General features: G+C 68.1%; 10 protein-coding genes. 9 read left to right on the forward strand and 1 reads right to left on the reverse strand.

From position 1 onward, the window contains the following. Positions 1 to 121 precede the first annotated feature (121 nt). The 5 genes from C1876_RS14605 (at position 122) to whiA (ending at position 7,784) form a co-directional block, all read left to right on the forward strand. Positions 122 to 2,323 carry an ATP-dependent helicase gene (locus C1876_RS14605; RefSeq protein WP_114547462.1) on the forward strand — a complete coding sequence of 734 codons (2,202 nt, stop codon included), beginning with the start codon at positions 122 to 124 and terminating at the stop codon, positions 2,321 to 2,323. A gap of 371 nt (positions 2,324 to 2,694) precedes the next feature. Then, on the forward strand, positions 2,695 to 4,770 hold the full coding sequence (uvrC, locus tag C1876_RS14610) for an excinuclease ABC subunit UvrC (protein WP_244910168.1): 2,076 nt from the start codon (positions 2,695 to 2,697) through the stop codon (positions 4,768 to 4,770). Between the two features lie 5 nt (positions 4,771 to 4,775). Next, positions 4,776 to 5,738, forward strand: a complete 963-nt coding sequence (rapZ, locus tag C1876_RS14615) for an RNase adapter RapZ (RefSeq protein WP_114547463.1) — start codon at positions 4,776 to 4,778, stop codon at positions 5,736 to 5,738. Between the two features lie 10 nt (positions 5,739 to 5,748). Then, positions 5,749 to 6,873: a gluconeogenesis factor YvcK family protein gene (locus tag C1876_RS14620; protein ID WP_114547464.1), complete on the forward strand. Its 1,125-nt coding sequence runs from the start codon at positions 5,749 to 5,751 to the stop codon at positions 6,871 to 6,873. Beyond that, positions 6,852 to 7,784, forward strand: coding sequence for a DNA-binding protein WhiA (gene whiA / locus C1876_RS14625; protein ID WP_114547465.1), 933 nt, complete (start codon positions 6,852 to 6,854; stop codon positions 7,782 to 7,784). The genes C1876_RS14620 and whiA overlap by 22 nt, the downstream gene beginning before the upstream one ends. 15 nt (positions 7,785 to 7,799) lie before the next feature. Here whiA and C1876_RS14630 read toward each other — a convergent pair whose 3' ends face one another. Then, positions 7,800 to 8,213, reverse strand: coding sequence for a PaaI family thioesterase (locus C1876_RS14630; protein WP_114547466.1), 414 nt, complete (start codon positions 8,211 to 8,213; stop codon positions 7,800 to 7,802). A 286-nt stretch (positions 8,214 to 8,499) separates the two neighbouring features. Between C1876_RS14630 and gap the strand changes: the two genes are divergently transcribed. The 4 genes from gap to gpmI all read left to right on the forward strand — a co-directional run bounded on the left by gap (position 8,500) and on the right by gpmI (position 13,270). Beyond that, positions 8,500 to 9,501, forward strand: coding sequence for a type I glyceraldehyde-3-phosphate dehydrogenase (gap, locus tag C1876_RS14635; RefSeq protein WP_114547467.1), 1,002 nt, complete (start codon positions 8,500 to 8,502; stop codon positions 9,499 to 9,501). A gap of 66 nt (positions 9,502 to 9,567) precedes the next feature. Further along, positions 9,568 to 10,752, forward strand: coding sequence for a phosphoglycerate kinase (locus C1876_RS14640; RefSeq protein ID WP_114547468.1), 1,185 nt, complete (start codon positions 9,568 to 9,570; stop codon positions 10,750 to 10,752). 197 nt (positions 10,753 to 10,949) lie between these two features. Continuing rightward, the gene (tpiA, locus tag C1876_RS14645; RefSeq protein WP_114547469.1) at positions 10,950 to 11,720 is read left to right on the forward strand and encodes a triose-phosphate isomerase; all 771 of its coding nucleotides are present in this window, start codon (positions 10,950 to 10,952) and stop codon (positions 11,718 to 11,720) included. Beyond that, positions 11,720 to 13,270 (forward strand): 2,3-bisphosphoglycerate-independent phosphoglycerate mutase, encoded by a 1,551-nt coding sequence (gpmI, locus tag C1876_RS14650; RefSeq protein ID WP_114547470.1) that lies wholly within the window; start codon positions 11,720 to 11,722, stop codon positions 13,268 to 13,270. The genes tpiA and gpmI overlap by 1 nt, the downstream gene beginning before the upstream one ends. The last annotated feature ends 47 nt before the right edge of the window (positions 13,271 to 13,317 follow it).

Here is a 13,317-nt window from a genome sequence, read left to right on the forward strand (position 1 = left end):
CAAGCCCCCCGCGCAAAACCCCGCAAGTCTTCCGCAGGCCCTCCGCGCAAAACCCGCGTGGAATGTTTCACGTGAAACATTTGTTCGGGAACATCTGTGCGGTTTCTGCTATACTGTCCTCATGGAACAGATAATCGATACACCTGCGGAAAATCAGCCCGGCCTTCCCGGGGACGCTGCGCCGCGCCTAAACGCGGCGCAGCGCGAGGCCGTCGAAACGACGGAGGGCTACGTGCGCGTGATAGCCGGCGCGGGCACCGGCAAGACGCGGGCGCTCACCGAGCGGTTCGCCTACCTCGTGAACGAGCTGGGCATCATGCCGGGCAACATCCTGTGCGCCACGTTCACGAACAAGGCGGCCGGCGAGATGCGCCGGCGCATCCGGCGGCTGACGGGCGACAACGACACCGGCTACATCAACACCTTCCACGGCTTCTGCGTCTCGGTGCTGCAGGAGGACGGTCACGCGCTGCAGTACCCGAAGAGCTTCCTCGTGCTCGACAACGCCGATATCGACGCCATGCTCCAGATCATCTACGAGGAGCGCGGCCTCACGCTGCGCGACATGACCTTCGCGAAGGCCCGCGATATGATCGAGATCATGAAGCTGAAGGAGCGTCCCGACTACTACCGCGGCATGCTGGCTATGCCGCTCGAGGACCTGCACCGGGCCTACCTTGAGGCCGTAGAAGCGCGCGACATCATCTTCAACGGCTACCTCTACCAGGAGAAGAAGTGCTTCGGCCTGGATTACAACGACCTCATCGTGTTCACGCTGCACCTGTTCGAGCAGCACCCCGACATCCGGCTGAAGTGGCAGAAGCGGCTCGAGTACCTCATGGTGGACGAGTTCCAGGATATCGACGGTTTGCAGCACGAGCTCATGGAGGTGCTGTCCGGCTACCACAAGAACCTCTTCGTGGTGGGCGACCCCGACCAGACCATCTACACGTGGCGCGGCGCCGACGTGCGCTACCTGCTCGACTTCGACCGGCGCTTCCCCGGAACGCGCACGGTCATGATGCTGGAAAACTACCGCTCGGTGCCGCGCGTCATCGCCGTGGCGAACTCGCTCATCGAGAAGAACCGCGAGCGCATGCCCAAACGGCTCGAGCCCGTCCGCACCGTCCAGGGGCCCACGGTGTGGCATCACGCGAAGAGCGCAGCCGACGAGGCGTCGTGGATCGCCCAGGGCGTGCTCGCGCTGCACGGCGAGGGCGTGGCGTTTCGCGACATGGCCGTGCTCTACCGCGCCCACTACGCATCGCGGCCGGTGGAGGAGGCGCTGCTGCGCGCGGAGGTGCCGCACGCGGTGTACAGCGGCGTGCCGTTCTTCGCCCGCCGCGAGATCAAGGACGCGCTGGCGTACCTGCGGCTCATCGCCTTCCGCGACGACCTCGACTTCGCGCGCGTTGCGAACGCGCCGAAGCGCAACCTGGGGCAGCGCCGCATGGCGTTTCTGCGGGAGCAGGCCGACGAGCGGGGGTGCAGCCTGTACGAGGCCCTCGCGCTCACGGTGGACGACGACCTGTTCAAGCGCACGAAAGCGCGCCAGCTGCTCGATCTGGTCGAGCGCTTCCGCTCGTCGTACGAGGGGCGGCCGGTGTCGGAAGTGCTTGCCGCCGTGCTCTCGGAAAGCAGCTACGAGCGCGCGCTGCGCACCGAGGGCAGTCAGGAGCGGCTCGACAACCTGGCCGAGCTCAAGCAGTCCGTCTACGAGTTCGAAACGACGTGCGGGGAAGAGGTGACCCTCGAGCACTACCTGGCCCACGTGGCCCTGTTCTCGAACGCCGACGCGATGGACGACACGCAGGACAAGGTGCGTCTCATGACCATCCACGCCGCGAAGGGCCTCGAATTCCGGCACGTGTTCCTCTGCTCGCTCTCCGAAGGCGTGCTGCCGTCCCGCAAGACGAGCACGCTGCAGGGCATGGAGGAGGAGCGCCGCCTCGCGTTCGTGGCCATGACGCGCGCCCGCGACGGGCTGTACCTCACCGAGGCCGAGGGCCGCGGTCACGAGGGCGCGCCGCGCTACCCCTCGCGCTTCCTGCTCGACATCGACCCGGCGGCGCTCGAGTTCTCCAACAAGCCCGACGACGGTCGGCTGGACGATGCGCGCTCGGCCTACGCCCTCGTCGACCGCTGGATCGCCGACCTCGTGCGCGACGCGCGCTTCGCCGTGGGCGACCGGGTGGCGCATGCGGTGTTCGGCACGGGGCGCGTGGAAGCCGTCGACACCGAGAAGCGCGCCTACGAAGTGCGCTTCGACACCCTGGACACCCCTCGAACCATCTCCTTCAAAGCCACCCTGACCGAGGCCTAGGTCCGCACAGGCCCCAACGCACATGTTTCACGTGAAACATGTGTTCGCGATTCGCGGATGCCCGCGTGCGCTGGCTTTCCGTCTGCGCTTTTGCAAACCGCGTGGAGCGCGGGGGCGGCAAGGGGAACGCCTGTGCGGTTTGCTATACTGACGGCATGGACGATCTCAACAACACCACCTACGGCCCCGACGCATTCGACGACGCATTCGACGACGACGCCGCCCCCGCCGATGCGGGCGGCGTCGAGCGCCTGACGGGCGACGCCTGCCTCGAAGCCGGCACGTCGCGCGACGAGGACCTGCTCGAGCGCGAGGGCCGCCATCGCCCGACGCTCGAACGCGCCGCGCGCGAGCACGACGCCGAGGTCGCGATGGCCGCCTCGGGCCAGCGCGCCAAGCTCGATCGCATCAAGCAGGAGCTCAACAGCGTGCCCACGCTGCCGGGCGTGTACCTGTGGAAGGACAAGTCCGGCCAGGTCATCTACGTCGGCAAGGCGAAGCAGCTGCGCGCCCGCATGCGCCAGTACGTGAACTACCAGGACGAGCGCGCGAAGATTCCCCTGCTCGTCGACCAGATCGACAGCTTCGACTACATCGTGGTGGAGAACGAGCACGAGTCGCTCGTGCTCGAGAAGAACCTCATCAACCAGCATGCGCCGTTCTTCAACGCCGACTTCAAGGACGACAAGTCCTATCCCTTCATCGCGCTCACGAAGGGCGACGTGTTCCCCGCCATCAAGTACACGCGCGAGAAGCACCGCCCCGACACCAAGTACTTCGGCCCCTACACCGACAGCCGCGCCGCCCGCGACATGGTGGACATCGCGCGCCGCGTGGTGCCGCTGTGCGCCACGTCGTGCGCCGACTGGCGCGGGCTCAAGCGCCGCCTCGAGAAGGACCCGCTCGCGTTGCTCGCGCGCGACGCGCGCCCGTGCTTCGACGCGCACGTGGGCCTCGGCCCCGGCGCGTGCTGCGGCGCCATCACGCCCGAAGAATACAAGACGAACGTCAAACGCATCGAGCGCTTCCTGTCGGGCCAGCACCGCGAGTTCATCGACGAGCTGCAGGCCGAGATGCAGGAGGCCGCCTCCGAGCTCGACTTCGAGCGCGCCGCGCGCATGAAGGCGCGCATCGATACCATCAACAGCCTCACCGACCGCCAGCACGCCGTGTCCACGCGCAACCTCGACGCCGACGTCGTGGGCCTGTTCCGCGAAGAGACGGTGGCGGGCGTGCACGTGTTCATGGTGCGCGAGGGCCGCATCATCAACTCCAACGAGTTCGTGCTCGACCGCGGCAAGGACGTGCCCGACGACGACCTCCTGCACATGTTCCTGCTGCGCTACTACGACGCCACCACGTCCATCCCGCACGAGGTGATCCTGCGCGACGAGCCCGAGGACCGGGCCGCCATGGAGGAGTGGCTCACGAGCAAGCTGGCCAGCCCGCACGGCGCGAAGGTGCGCATCACCGCGCCGCTCAAGGGCGAGAAGGCTGAGCTCGTGGGCATGGCCGAGACGAACGCGAAGCACACGCTCATGCGCTACAAGGTGCGCACGAACTACGACGACAAGCGCATCAACAACGCGCTGCTGCAGCTGGAAAGCGCGCTCGCCCTCGACGAGCCGCCCATGCGCATCGAGTGCTTCGACATCTCCACCATCCACGGCTCCTACACGGTGGCCTCGATGGTGGTGTTCACGAACGGCAAGCCCGACAAGAACCAGTACCGTCGCTTCAAGATCAAAACGCCGCTCGACGAGGCGAACGACTTCCTGTCCATGCAGGAGGTGATGAGCCGCCGCTACGCGCCCCAGCGCATGGCCGACGAGCGCTTCGGCAGCAAGCCCGACCTCATCATCCTCGACGGCGGCAAGCCGCAGCTGTCCGCGGCGCTCGAGATGTTCGACCAGATGGGCATCGACGACATCGCCATGTGCGGCCTCGCCAAGCGCGACGAGGAACTGTTCGTGCCCTGGCAGGACACGGGTCCCATCGTGCTGCCCAGCGGCTCGGCCTCGCTCTACCTCGTGAAGCAGGTGCGCGACGAGGCGCACCGGTTCGCCATCACGTTCCACCGCGAGCTGCGCGGCAAGGGCATGACGGCCTCCATCCTCGACGACGTGACGGGCATGGGGCCGGTGCGCAAGAAGGCGCTGCTCAAGGCGTTCAAGTCGTTCAGGAACCTCAAGGCCGCCACGCTCGAGGACATCAAAGAGGCGCGCGTCGTGCCCGACGAGGTGGCCGAGGAGCTTTACCGCGTGTTGCAGCAGTATAATAGGGAGCGAAAAGACGAGCGCGTCGTGGGCGGCGAGGCCGATACGGCCGACGAGGCCCTGTGCCCGCCTGCGGGCGAGGGCCCGGCGGCGGCGACGTCCGCGGTGGTGGACGCCGCGGTGGAAGCGGCCGTGCAGGGCCGCGACGCGCGTACGGATACGGAAGGATGAACGCCATGAGCGAAGAAGAGCGAACGGTGGAGGCAACTGCCGACTTGCAGCACATGCCCGAGCTGGTCATCGTCACCGGCATGAGCGGCGCGGGCCGCACCGAGGCCATGCACTCGTTCGAGGACCTCGGGTACTTCTGCGTGGACAACCTGCCGTCGAGCTTGATCGGCAACCTGCTTGAGCTCACCGGCATGCCGGGGCAGCCCGACGAGAAGCGCCGCCTCGCCGTGGTGTGCGACGCGCGCAACCGCGACTTCTTCACGAGCCTCACCGGAGAGCTCAAGAAGCTCGGGCAGCTGGGCATCGACTACCGCATCCTGTTCCTGGACGCCGCCGACGAGAAGCTCATCGCGCGCTACAAGTCGAGCCGCCGCCGCCATCCGCTGTGCGCCGACGGCGCGTCCATCGCGCAGGGCATCGACCGCGAGCGCGACCTGCTGTTCGAGGTGCGCGAGAACGCCCATCACGTCATCGACACCACCTCCATGCTGCCGCCGCAGCTGCGCGCCACCATCCGCTCGCTGTTCGCGCCGGGCGAGGAGCGCACGGGGCTGTCCGTCACCGTGTACTCGTTCGGCTTCAAGCACGGCGCGCCCCTCGACGCGGACCTCGTCATGGACGTGCGCTTCCTGCCGAACCCCTACTACGAGCCGCAGCTGCGCGCCCTCACCGGCCTCGACAAGCCGGTGAGCGACTTCGTGCTGTACCGCCCCGAAACCGAGGAGTTCCAGGAGAAGTGGCGCGGGCTGCTCGACTGCGTCATGCCCGGCTACGTGGCCGAGGGCAAGCAGCAGCTGGCCATCGCCGTGGGATGCACGGGCGGCCAGCACCGCAGCGTGGCGTTGGCCGAGTCCACCGCCGACTACCTCAAGGCGAAGGGCTATCGCGTGAGCATCGCGCACCGCGACCTCTCGCTCGCCGAAGGGGCGGACGGGTCTGCGGACGCGCGCGCCGCCGCCGGCCGTTAGGGGAGGACCCATGGCCACCCATCCCTTCTCGCACGACCCGTCGGCCACGGCCGCGTTCGCCGCGCTCACCGCGAGCGAGCCGGTGGTGGCGCGCGACGAGCGCCTGCGCGTCGTCGTCATCGGCGGCGGCACGGGCGCGCCCGTGTCCATCCGCACGCTTCTGTCCATGGGGCTCGAGACGAGCGCCGTCGTGGCTATGGCCGACGACGGCGGCTCCACCGGCATCCTGCGCGAAGAGGCCGACGTCACGCCGCCCGGCGACGTGCGCAAGTGCATCGCCGCCATGGCCGCGAACGCCAACGACCCGCTGACCAAGGCGTTCAAGTACCGCTTCTCGTTCGCGCGCAACCATACGCTGGGCAACCTCATGCTGTCCGCGCTCGAGGACGCGGCCGGCTCGTTTCCCGAGGCCATCTCCATCTGCGAGCGCCTGCTCGACGCGCGGGGGCACGTGTACCCCTCCACGCTCGACCGCGTGACGCTCGTCGCGCGCACGCGCGACGGCCGCTCCCTCGAGGGGCAGGCCGTGGCGTGCCATTCGCGCACCGCGCTCGAAACGGTGGGGCTGCGCTCGGCGCACCAGGTGGTGCCCTACCTTCCCGCGCTCGACGCCATCCGCGCCGCCGACCTCATCGTGCTCGGCCCCGGCTCGCTGTTCACCTCCATCGTGCCGAACCTGCTCGTGCCCGGCGTGATCGAGGCCATCCGCGCATCGAAGGGCTCCACGCTGTTCGTGTGCTCGCTCGCCGACATGCAGGGCGAGACCTGGGGCCTCACCGCCCGCGAGCACGTCGAGGCGCTCATGGACCACGGCATGCGCGGGCTCATCGACTACATGCTCGTGCACACGCCGGTCACGCTTCGTCCCGACAGCCCTGCGACGGGCCTGTTCAGCGCCGTGACGGGCGCCGAGTCCGAGCACGCGTCCACCGCCGACCTCGACGACCTCGTGCTGGGCGGCCGCATCCGTCCCGTGCGCGTGTGCTACCAGGACGTCAAGGCCATCCAGGCGCAGGGGCCCGTGGTGATCGCGCGCAACCTCGTGGACCCGCTCCATCCCACCTGGCACGATCCGGCCGCTTTGCGCGATGCGTTTGCGGGGGTGTTGAAGCTATGTCGTTCACGGCGGAGGTAAAGGACGAGCTTGCCCGCGTCCCTCCCGTGTGCTCGCACTGCGAGAAGGCCACGCTCGCGGCGCTCGTGCGCATCGAGGGCACGCTGTTCTTCAGCGGTCAGGGCAAGTACCGCATCGAGATCGCAACCGACGTGCCCAGCGTGGCGCGCCTCATCATCAAGCTGCTGCACGAGCTGTACCACCTCGAGACGAACCTCACGGTGCGCCGCAGCGTGCTGCACAAGACGCCGAACTACCTCATCGAGGTGCCCTCGCAGCCGCGTCTCGCGCCGGCGCTCGTGGACATGGGCGTGCTCTCGGCCGAAGGCGGCCTCGAGATGGGGCTCAAGCCCGACCTCGTGGAGAAGCAGTGCTGCACGGCGGCCTACCTGCGCGGCGCGTTTCTGGGCAGCGGCTTCGTGTCCGACCCGCGCGGCGACTTCCACTTCGAGATCACCGTGGAGAACGAGGACTTGGCCGAGGGCCTCGTCGACCTGCTCGAGCGCAAGGACATCCACGCGCGCGTCATGCAGCGCCGCAGCTCCTACATGGTGTACCTCAAAAGCGGCAGCGCCATCCTCGAGTTCCTCGCGTTCGCCGGCGCGCACCAAAGCGCGCTCGCCATGGAGAACGCGCGCGTCATCAAGAGCGTGCGCAACGACGTGAACCGCATGACGAACGCCGAGGTGGCGAACCAGGCGAAGGCGGCGAACGCGTCGGTCGACCAGCTGTTCGCCATCCGCGTGGTGCTCGAGGCGCACGGCATGGAGAACCTGCCGCCCGCGCTGCAGGACTTCATCAAGCTGCGCGTGACCTATCCCGACGCCACGCTCAAGGAGCTCGGGGAGCGCGCGAACCCGCCGCTGTCGAAGTCGGCCGTGTACCATCGCGTGCGCCGTATCGAGCAGATGGCGAAGGAAGCGCAGGGCTGACGCGCAGCGGATGCGCTAGCCTTCGAGCGGCCCCAGGAAGAACATCGTGAACGTGGACTCGGCCACGAGCTTGCCGCGCTCGTCGACGATGGTGCAGTGCGCCACCGACGTGCTGCGGCCCTTGTGCGCGGTGTCGGCGCTCACGGTGAGGCGCTGCGGGCCCACGGCGCGGATGAAGTTCGTCGCGCAGGTGATGGCCACGTTGCTCTCGCCGTAGGCGTACGTCGCCATGCCGGCGGCGATTTCCAGCATGGTGGACACGAAGCCGCCGTGGATGCAGCCGTGGTAGTTCAGCACGTTGTCCGGCACGTCGATCTCGTAGCGCACGCTGCCCGGCGCCGAGGCGAGGATGCGGATGCTCTCGAGCTCCTTTTGCGCCGGCACGTTGCCCATCAGCTTCTCCACGGTTTCCTGCGGTACTGCTTCCATGCTGCTCCTTCGGTCGGACGGGCGTCTACGGGCACCTTACCGTAGCCGTCGGGCGCGCAACACGGACGGATCGCGCGAACTGACCGAGGGCGAGGGACGTGCGTGCTGCTCTGCGGCGCGCATCGGGCGCGAAACCCCTCGGCGAGCGGTGAGAAATATCTGCGAATGGGCTGCTCGGTTGCTTTTTTTATCGGGTGCTCAGATAAGACTTGCCCCATCCCGGCGGCTACCGCTATGATCGAGGCGTTCCTGCAATCTTAATGCGAGTATCTGAAAGGGGATACGCATGGCAATCAAAGTAGGCATTAACGGATTCGGTCGCATCGGCCGCCTGGCGTTCCGCGCGATGGTGAACGATCCCGAGATCGAGGTTGTGGCAGTGAACGACCTCGGCGACATTCCGACGATGGCCCACCTGCTCAAGTACGATTCCATCCACGGGCGCGCCTTCGACACGGTCGAGGTCACCGAGGACGGCTTCGTGGCCGACGGCCATGCGGTCAAGGTGCTCTCCGAGCGCGAACCGGCCAACCTGCCCTGGGGCGAGCTGGGCGTCGACGTCGTCGTCGAGTCCACCGGCTTCTTCACCGACGGCACGAAGGCCAAGGCGCACCTCGACGCGGGCGCCAAGAAGGTCGTCATCTCCGCGCCGGCCAAGAACGAGGACATCACCATCGTCATGGGCGTGAACGACGACCAGTACAACAAGGACGAGCATCACATCATCTCCAACGCTTCCTGCACGACGAACTGCCTGGCCCCCTTCGCAAAGGTGCTGCTGGACAACTTCGGCATCAAGCGCGGCTACATGAACACGATCCACTCCTACACGAACGACCAGAAGATCCTCGACCTTCCGCACAAGGATCTGCGCCGCGCCCGCGCTGCCGCCATGTCCATGATCCCGACCACCACGGGCGCCGCCCGCGCGGTGTCGCTCGTGCTGCCGGAGCTCAAGGGCAAGCTGGACGGCTTCGCCACCCGCGTTCCCACGCCGGACGGCTCGATGGTCGACCTCACGGTGGAGCTTGAGAAGGACGCCACCGTCGACGAGATCAACGCTGCGATGAAGGCCGCCGCCGAAGGCCCGCTCGAGGGCATCCTCGAGTACACCGAGGACCCGATCGTCTCCATCGACATTGTGGACAACCCGCATTCCTCCATCTTCGACAGCGGGCTTACCATGGTCATGGGCGGCGAGGGCAACTTCGTGAAGTGCATCTCCTGGTACGACAACGAGTGGGGCTACTCGAACCGCGTGAAGGACCTCGTGAAGATCCTGCTGTAACCGTATTTCTTGCAAGCGAGCCTGTCGATTCGGCAGGCTCGCTTCGCGTTTGGATAGGAGGGCCCCATGGCCGACATCAAAACCATCGACGAGCTGGACGCCGCCGGCAAGCGCGTGCTCGTGCGCGTCGATTTCAACGTGCCCGTGAAGGACGGCGCGGTCACCGACGACACGCGCATCCGCGCCGCGCTGCCCACCATCGAGAAGCTCGCAGCCGACGGCGGTCGCGTCATCCTCATGAGCCACCTCGGCCGCCCGGCCGGCGAGGGCTTCGAGGACGCGTTCACCCTGCGCCCCGCCGCGCAGCGCCTGTCCGAGCTGCTGGGCAAGCCCGTCGTGTTCGCCACCGACACGGTGGGTCCCGACGCGCAGGCGAAGGCCGCGTCGCTGCGCGACGGCGACGTGCTCGTGGTGGAGAACCTGCGCTTCGACAAGCGCGAGAAGAAGAACGACCCGGCGTTCTGCGAGGAGCTGGCCGCGCTCGGCGAGCTGTACGTGAACGACGCGTTCGGCACCGCGCACCGCGCCCATGCCTCCACGGCGGGCGTCGCGGCGCTGCTGCCGGCCTACGCGGGCTACCTCATGCAGCGCGAGGTGTCCACGCTCTCGGGCATGCTCGAGGAGCCGCGCCGCCCCTTCACCGCCATCCTGGGCGGCTCGAAGGTGTCGGACAAGATCAAGGTCATCGACGCGCTCATGGACAAGTGCGACACGCTCATCATCGGCGGAGGCATGTGCTTCACGTTCCTGCTGGCGCAGGGCAAAGCCGTGGGCGCGTCGCTCAAGGAAGAGGACTGGGTGGAGCGCGCGGGCGCGATGATCGCGAAGGCCGAGGAGCGCGGCGTGCAGCTTCTGCTGCCGGTGGATGTGGTGTGCGCCGACCGGTTCGCGGAAGATGCCGAAACCGCTACGGTTTCGGTCGATGACATTCCCGGTGATATGATGGGCCTCGATATCGGGCCCGAGACGGCGAAGCTCTACGCCGACGCCGTGGCCGAGGCCAAGACCGTGTTCTGGAACGGCCCCATGGGCGTGTTCGAGATGGCGGCGTTCGAGGCCGGCACGAAGGCCGTGGCCGACGCCGTGGCCGCCAATGTCGACGCGGACACCATCATCGGCGGCGGCGACAGCGTGGCGGCCGTCAACAAGTTCGACCTGGCCGACCGGATGACGTTCATCTCCACCGGCGGCGGCGCCTCCATGGAGCTCGTGCAAGGAGAAGCCCTCCCCGGAGTAGAAGCGCTGCGGTAACCCTCGCGCCCTCCCGCCACGCCCCCATGGCGCGGGAGGGTGCGTGCGGGTCGGCAACCGTACGCCGCGCCGATTCGAAACGGACGCGGCGTGCGATCGGCGCGGCGAGCGACGCTCAGGTCCCAGGCGGCACCCCGCGCCAAGGAAGGGCGCGGCACCCCGCGCCAAGGAAGCTCACACAACGAAAGGAAACCCCTATGGCTCGTAAACCTATGATGGCGGGCAACTGGAAGATGAACAACACCATCGCCGAGGCCGTGGTGCTCACGCAGGAGATCTCGAACAACTTCGACCGCGAGTGGCCCGAGGACGTCGACGTGGTCATCTGCCCGCCGTACGTCGACCTCAAGCCGGCCAAGACCGTGCTCGACTTCGACAAGACGAAGGTCGCCGTGAACGCGCAGAACGTGTTCTGGGAGCCCTCCGGCGCCTACACCGGCGAGATCTCGGTGCCCATGATCAAGGAGATCGGCTGCGCGGGCAGCATCGTGGGGCACTCCGAGCGCCGCGAGCTGTTCGGCGAGACGAACGAGGACGTCAACCGCAAGGTGAAGGCCCTCGTCGAAGCCGGCCTCTACGCCATCGTGTGCGTGGGCGAGTCGCTGGGCGTGCGCGACGACGGCACCACCGAGGAGTACGTCACCGCGCAGGTGCGCGCCGCCTTCGCCGGCGTCGACGCCATGGACGCGCAGCGCTGCGTCGTGGCCTACGAGCCCATCTGGGCCATCGGCACCGGCCGCACCGCCACGCCCGAGCAGGCCGAAGCCGTGTGCGCCGCCATCCGCGCCACGCTCTCCGAGCTGTTCGGCCCCGCCGTGGCCGAGGAGATGCGCGTGCTGTACGGCGGTTCCATGAACCCGGCCAACGTGGAGGGCCTCATGGCGCAGCCGAACATCGACGGCGGCCTCATCGGCGGCGCCAGTCTCAAGGCCGACTCGTTCATCCAGCTCGTCAAGGCCTGCCTGTAATGGCCGACGCGCACTCCCACCTCACGCTGCCCGCCTGCCTCGTCATCATGGACGGCTTCGGGCTGGCCGAGCCGGGCCCCGGCAACGCCATCTCGCAGGCGAGCACGCCCTGCCTCGACGACGTGTTCGCAACCCGTCCGTGGACGAAGCTCGAAGCGTCGGGCGAGGCCGTGGGCCTGCCCGACGGGCAGATGGGCAACTCCGAGGTGGGGCACCTCAACATCGGCGCAGGCCGCGTGGTGTACCAGGAGCTCACGCGCATCAACCGCGCATGCGCCGACGGCTCGCTCGCGGCGAATCCCGTGCTGAACGACGCGTTCTCCGCGGCGGCCCGTCCGGACGCGGCGCTTCACCTCATGGGCCTCGTGTCCGACGGCGGCGTGCATTCGTCCAACGAGCACCTCTACGCGCTCATGCGCGCCGCGAAAGCGGCGGGCGTGGGACGCATCGTGGTGCACTGCTTCATGGACGGCCGCGACGTGCCGCCGAAGAGCGGCGCGGGCTACCTCGAGGAGCTCGAGGCCGTGGCCGCCGAGCTGACCGATGGGGCCTGCACGGCCGAGATCGGCAGCATCTCGGGGCGCTACTACGCCATGGACCGCGACAACCGCTGGGAGCGCGTCGAGCGGGCGTACCGCGCCGTCGTGGCGGCCGAGCCGTGCACGGATGCAACGTCGGCCGAGGTCATGGCCGCGTCCTATGCCGACGGCGTCACCGACGAGTTCGTCGTGCCCACGGCGCTCTCGAGCCGCGGCATGCGCGAGGGCGATGCGGTGGTGTTCTTCAACTTCCGCCCGGACCGCGCCCGCGAAATCACGCGCGCGCTCGTGGACCCAACGTTCGAAGGCTTCGAGCGCGGAGCGTACCCGCAGGTGAGCTTCGTGTGCCTGACCGAGTACGACCCCGAGATCCCGGCTCCGGTGGCCTTCGCCAAGGAATTCCCCGACGAGGTGCTCGCCGACGTGCTGGCCGCGGCGGGCCTGCGCCAGTACCACATCGCCGAAACCGAGAAGTACGCCCACGTGACGTTCTTCCTCAACGGCGGGCGCGAGGAGCCGAAGGCGGGCGAGGAGCGCGCGCTCATCCCCAGCCCCAAGGTGGCCACCTACGACCTGCAGCCCGAGATGAGCGAGCCCGACGTGGCCGCCACGCTCGCGGCCGCCATCGACGCCGATGAGGCCGACGTGTACATCGTGAACTTCGCGAACCCCGACATGGTGGGCCACACGGGCGTCATCCCGGCCGCCGTGGCCGCCGTGGAAGCGGTGGACGCCGGCGTGTCGCAGGTGCTGGGCGCCCTCGAGCGCAAGGGCGGCGTGGCGCTCATCACGGCCGACCACGGCAACGCCGACAAGATGCTCGCCGAGGACGGCTCGCCGTTCACGGCCCACACGACGGCTCTCGTGCCGTTCGCGCTCGTGGACTACGCGGGCACGGGGCGCACGCTCGACGATCGCCAAGGGGCGCTCTGCGACATCGCGCCCACGCTGCTCGAGCTCGTGGGCCTCGACGCGCCCGCGGCCATGACGGGCAGAAGCCTGCTGGCCTGAGCTTCCGCAACCGACGAACGCACGAGAAGCGCCGCGGCCTCAGGCTG

It is taken from the genome of Eggerthella sinensis, assembly GCF_003339815.1.
Taxonomy (GTDB): Bacteria; Actinomycetota; Coriobacteriia; order Coriobacteriales; family Eggerthellaceae; genus Eggerthella; species Eggerthella sinensis.

What these genes read in the sequence shown, in the direction of transcription:
- C1876_RS14605 (WP_114547462.1), top strand. Translation starts at nt 122, where the DNA reads ATGGAACAGATAATCGATACACCTGCGGAAAATCAGCCCGGCCTTCCC.
- gap (WP_114547467.1), top strand. Translation starts at nt 8,500, where the DNA reads ATGGCAATCAAAGTAGGCATTAACGGATTCGGTCGCATCGGCCGCCTG.
- whiA (WP_114547465.1), top strand. Translation starts at nt 6,852, where the DNA reads ATGTCGTTCACGGCGGAGGTAAAGGACGAGCTTGCCCGCGTCCCTCCC.
- C1876_RS14620 (WP_114547464.1), top strand. Translation starts at nt 5,749, where the DNA reads ATGGCCACCCATCCCTTCTCGCACGACCCGTCGGCCACGGCCGCGTTC.
- tpiA (WP_114547469.1), top strand. Translation starts at nt 10,950, where the DNA reads ATGGCTCGTAAACCTATGATGGCGGGCAACTGGAAGATGAACAACACC.
- rapZ (WP_114547463.1), top strand. Translation starts at nt 4,776, where the DNA reads ATGAGCGAAGAAGAGCGAACGGTGGAGGCAACTGCCGACTTGCAGCAC.
- C1876_RS14630 (WP_114547466.1), bottom strand. Translation starts at nt 8,213, where the DNA reads ATGGAAGCAGTACCGCAGGAAACCGTGGAGAAGCTGATGGGCAACGTG.
- uvrC (WP_244910168.1), top strand. Translation starts at nt 2,695, where the DNA reads ATGGCCGCCTCGGGCCAGCGCGCCAAGCTCGATCGCATCAAGCAGGAG.
- C1876_RS14640 (WP_114547468.1), top strand. Translation starts at nt 9,568, where the DNA reads ATGGCCGACATCAAAACCATCGACGAGCTGGACGCCGCCGGCAAGCGC.
- gpmI (WP_114547470.1), top strand. Translation starts at nt 11,720, where the DNA reads ATGGCCGACGCGCACTCCCACCTCACGCTGCCCGCCTGCCTCGTCATC.